5 protein-coding genes are annotated in these 3869 nt (G+C 69.1%); all 5 read left to right on the forward strand.

Annotated elements, in window-relative coordinates:
- Positions 1 to 17 precede the first annotated feature (17 nt).
- Positions 18 to 485 (forward strand): helix-turn-helix domain-containing protein, encoded by a 468-nt coding sequence (locus ACFVJS_RS26820; protein WP_378886605.1) that lies wholly within the window; start codon positions 18 to 20, stop codon positions 483 to 485.
- A 103-nt stretch (positions 486 to 588) separates the two neighbouring features.
- Entirely contained in the window at positions 589 to 1098 is a 510-nt protein-coding gene (gene uraD, locus ACFVJS_RS26825) for a 2-oxo-4-hydroxy-4-carboxy-5-ureidoimidazoline decarboxylase (protein WP_378886606.1), read from the forward strand.
- Entirely contained in the window at positions 1095 to 1433 is a 339-nt protein-coding gene (gene uraH, locus ACFVJS_RS26830; protein ID WP_378886607.1) for a hydroxyisourate hydrolase, read from the forward strand. Before uraD ends, uraH begins: the two co-directional genes overlap by 4 nt.
- 1 nt (position 1434) lies before the next feature.
- On the forward strand, positions 1435 to 2340 hold the full coding sequence (pucL, locus tag ACFVJS_RS26835) for a factor-independent urate hydroxylase (RefSeq protein ID WP_378886608.1): 906 nt from the start codon (positions 1435 to 1437) through the stop codon (positions 2338 to 2340).
- 8 nt (positions 2341 to 2348) lie between these two features.
- Positions 2349 to 3761 (forward strand): nucleobase:cation symporter-2 family protein, encoded by a 1413-nt coding sequence (locus ACFVJS_RS26840; RefSeq protein WP_378886609.1) that lies wholly within the window; start codon positions 2349 to 2351, stop codon positions 3759 to 3761.
- The last annotated feature ends 108 nt before the right edge of the window (positions 3762 to 3869 follow it).

The following is a 3869-nucleotide window of genomic DNA, read 5'->3' on the forward strand; positions in this document are numbered from 1 at the left end:
CTGGGTAGCCTGCCGCCATGCGCGTCGAAGCCGAGTTCACCACCGAACCCTTCCGTGGCGAGGGCGAGCCTCCCGAGCACGCGACCGCCGCCCTCGAGGCCGCCCGCGAGGCCGGTCTGGAGTGCGACTTCGGCCCCTTGGGCACCTCGGTTCGCGGCGACCGTGACGCCGTCCTGGCCACCCTCGCCGACGTGGTGGCCGCCGGACTGGACCACGGCGCCGACCAGATCACCTTCCAGGTGCGCATCGAGGGACGCAGTGCGCCGCGGCGTACGGCCGGCGGGTTGGATGCGCTGCTCGCCGAGGTCGCCGACGAGCTCGGTGGTGATCTCCGGACCCTCGACCGGCAGGGGAAGCAGCGCGCCGTGCGGCTGCTCGAGGAGCGCGGCGCCTTCGATTACCGCAAGAGCGCCGAGATCGTGGCCGCCGCGCTCGGGGTCACCCGGTTCACGGTCTACAACTACCTGAACCGCGAGCGGGAGTAGCGCCCGTCCAACTTTTCAACAAACTGTTGACTGTGACGAGGGACACATGCAATCGTTGTTGCTGTACGGAAATTAGTTTCCGCATAGCGAGAGAGAACGGTTCATGGATCTCCAGAGCTTCAACACCTCACCGGCGGACGTGGTCCGGCCCGCGCTGCAGGCCTGCTGCGACGCGCCGAGCTGGGTCGCCGCCGTCCTGGCCGGACGCCCCTACGCCGACGAGGCCGACGTCGTCCGCGCCGCGGACGAGGCGGCGCGACGGTTCACCGCGGCCGACGTCGACCAGGCGCTGGCCGCTCACCCGCGGATCGGGGAGCGCGCCGAGGGCGAGCACGCCGAGGCCGCCTGGTCGCGGCGCGAGCAGGCCGCGGTCGGCGCCGACCCCGCCACCGCACAGGTCCTCGCCGAGGGCAACCGGGCCTACGAGCAGCGCTTCGGCCGGGTCTTCCTGATCTGCGCCACCGGCCTCTCGGCCGACCAGGTCCTGGCCTCGCTCCGCGAGCGGCTCGGCAACGAGCACGACGAGGAGGCCGCCGTCGTCGCCGACGAGCTGCGCAAGATCGCGCTGCTCCGTCTCGAGCGGGTCCTGGGCGCCGAGGAGGTCTCGGTATGAGTGCCATCACGACCCACGTGCTCGACACCGCGCTCGGGCGCCCGGCCGTGGGTGTGCCGGTCCGGCTCGGCCGGCTCGACGCCGACACCGACCAGATCTCCGTCCTCGCCGACGCCACCACCGACGACGACGGCCGGGTGACCGACCTGGGGCCCGACCAGGCCCCGGCCGGCACCTATCAGCTCCGGTTCGACACCGCCGCCTACTACGCGGCGACCGGCCAGGAGTGCTTCTACCCGGAGGTCCTCGTCACCTTCGCGGTCACCGATCGGCGGCACCACCACGTGCCACTTCTGCTGAGCCCGTTCGCCTACTCCACCTACCGAGGGAGCTGACATGCCCATCCACCTTGGACCCAACCAGTACGGCAAGGCCGAGAACCGCGTCGTTCGCATCTACCGCGACACGCCTCGCCACCAGATCCGTGACCTCAACGTCTCCACCGCGCTGCGCGGCCGCTTCGAGGAGGCACACACCAGCGGCGACCAGCAGGACGTGCTGCCCACCGACACCCAGAAGAACACCGTCTTCGCCTACGCGAAGAAGATCGGCGTGGCCTCGATCGAGGAGTTCGCGCTCGCGCTCGCCGACCGCTACCTCGAGGCCTGTCCGGCCGCCGAGGGCGCCCGGGTCGAGGTCGACGAGTACGCCTGGGACCGGATCGAGGTCGACGGCGCCGGTCACGACCACTCCTTCGTCCGATCGGGTGGCGGCGTACGCACCACCGTGGTGAACGTCGACTGCCGCGGATCGGACCGGGTGGCGCACGTGGTCTCGGGCATCAAGGACCTGGTCGTGCTCAAGTCGACCGGCTCGGAGTTCCACGGCTTCCTCAAGGACGAATACACCACCCTGCAGGAGACCACCGACCGGATCCTGGCGACCTCGCTCGTCGCCCGGTGGCGCTACTCCTCGACCGAGGTCGACTGGGACAAGACGTACGACTCCATCCGGGCCCTGCTGCTGCAACGGTTCGCGGAGATCCACAGCCTCGCGCTGCAGCAGACCCTGAACGGGATGGGCACCTCGGTGCTCGAGCAGCACGGCGAGGTCGCCGAGATCAAGTTCTCCGCGCCCAACAAGCACCACTTCCTCTCCGACCTCTCGCCGTTCGGCCTGGACAACCCCGGCGAGGTCTTCTACGCCGCGGACCGGCCCTACGGCCTGATCGAAGCCTCCGTCGTACGCGACGAGGCCCCTGACGCCGGCAACGCCTGGCACGCCATCCCCGGATTCTGCTGAGGCCGGCCATGCTTGGTCGTAGGAGACAGGCAACCGCAACTGCCCAGGCCCGTCCGGAGGACGAACGGCATCCACCGGGCCAGCTCCTCGCCTACGGCACGCAGCACATCCTGACGATGTACGGCGGCGTGATCGCGCCGCCGCTCATCGTCGGGGGTGCCGCGGGCCTCTCGGGCACGGACCTGGCGCTCCTGGTGACCGCAGGCCTCTTCGTGTCGGGCCTCGCCACGCTGCTGCAGACGCTTGGTCTCGGGCCCTTCGGCAGCCGGCTGCCGATCGTGCAGGGGATCTCGTTCGCGAGCGTCTCGACCATGGTCACCATCGCCAGCGAGGACGGGCTGCGCCCGGTCTTCGGCGCGATCATCGTCGCCGGCCTGATCGGACTCGTGCTGTCCTCGTTCTTCGCCCAACTGGTCCGGCTCTTCCCGGCGGTCGTCACCGGCACGATCATCACCGTCATCGGGCTCTCACTGATGCCGGTGGCGTTCCGGTGGGCGATGGGCAACGACGCCTCCGCGCCGGACTACGGCTCGATGACCAACATCGGCTACGCCGGGCTCACGCTGCTCATCATCCTGGTGATCAGCCGGGTGTTCCAGGGAGCGATCTCACGTCTGTCGATCCTGATCGGGCTGGTCATCGGCACCCTGATCGCCGTGGTTGCCGGCCGTGCCGACTTCTCGGCGGTCGGCAAGGCCGACCTGGTCGCGCTGCCACCGCTGCTCCACTTCGGCAGCCCGACCTTCGAGGTCGGCGCGATCGTCTCGATGACGATCGTGATCCTGGTGATCATGACCGAGACGACCGCCGACATCTTGGCGATCGGCGAGATCGTGGAGACCGACGTCGATGCTCGACGTGTCGCGCGCGGTCTTCGTGCCGACATGGCTGCCACGACGGTTGCGCCCTTGTTCGGAACGTTCCCGTGCAGCGCGTTCGCCCAGAATGTCGGTCTGGTCGCGCTGACCGGCATCCGGAGCCGGTACGTGGTGGCCACCGGTGGCCTCGTCCTGCTGATGCTCGGGCTGCTGCCGGTCGTCGGCGCGGTCGTCGCGGCGATCCCGTACCCCGTGCTCGGCGGCGCAGGCATCGTGCTCTTCGGCTCCGTCGCGGCATCGGGGATCCGCACCTTGTCCCGCGTCGACTACGAGGACAACCTCAACATGGTGATCGTCTCCGTGGCTCTTGCCGTCGGGATCCTGCCGATCGCCGCCCCGACCTTCTGGGACGCCTTCCCGTCCTGGCTCGGGGTGGTCATGCACTCCGGCATCAGCGCCACCGCCCTGGTCGCCGTCGTCCTCAACCTGCTGTTCAACGAGATCACCGTCGGCAACCGCTCGGGCGCCTCGGTCTTCGCCGCCTCACAGGACTCTCGTGAGGGCTTCGGGGACCGGCTCGACGACGACATCGAGAGGACGTGACCCTCACCGAAGTCGGCTTCACCAGACGATGACACCCTGTGAGTAATTCACAAGGTGTCATCGTCTGGTGAAGGCGGGAAACAGTCGAGCTGCTGGTGGTGTTGGGAG

Source organism: Nocardioides sp. NPDC057772 (genome assembly GCF_042798075.1).
Taxonomy (GTDB): Bacteria; Actinomycetota; Actinomycetes; order Propionibacteriales; family Nocardioidaceae; genus Nocardioides.

Coding starts and splice junctions, on each gene's coding strand:
- ACFVJS_RS26820 (WP_378886605.1), top strand. CDS start 18: ATGCGCGTCGAAGCCGAGTTCACCACCGAACCCTTCCGTGGCGAGGGC.
- uraD (WP_378886606.1), top strand. CDS start 589: ATGGATCTCCAGAGCTTCAACACCTCACCGGCGGACGTGGTCCGGCCC.
- uraH (WP_378886607.1), top strand. CDS start 1,095: ATGAGTGCCATCACGACCCACGTGCTCGACACCGCGCTCGGGCGCCCG.
- pucL (WP_378886608.1), top strand. CDS start 1,435: ATGCCCATCCACCTTGGACCCAACCAGTACGGCAAGGCCGAGAACCGC.
- ACFVJS_RS26840 (WP_378886609.1), top strand. CDS start 2,349: ATGCTTGGTCGTAGGAGACAGGCAACCGCAACTGCCCAGGCCCGTCCG.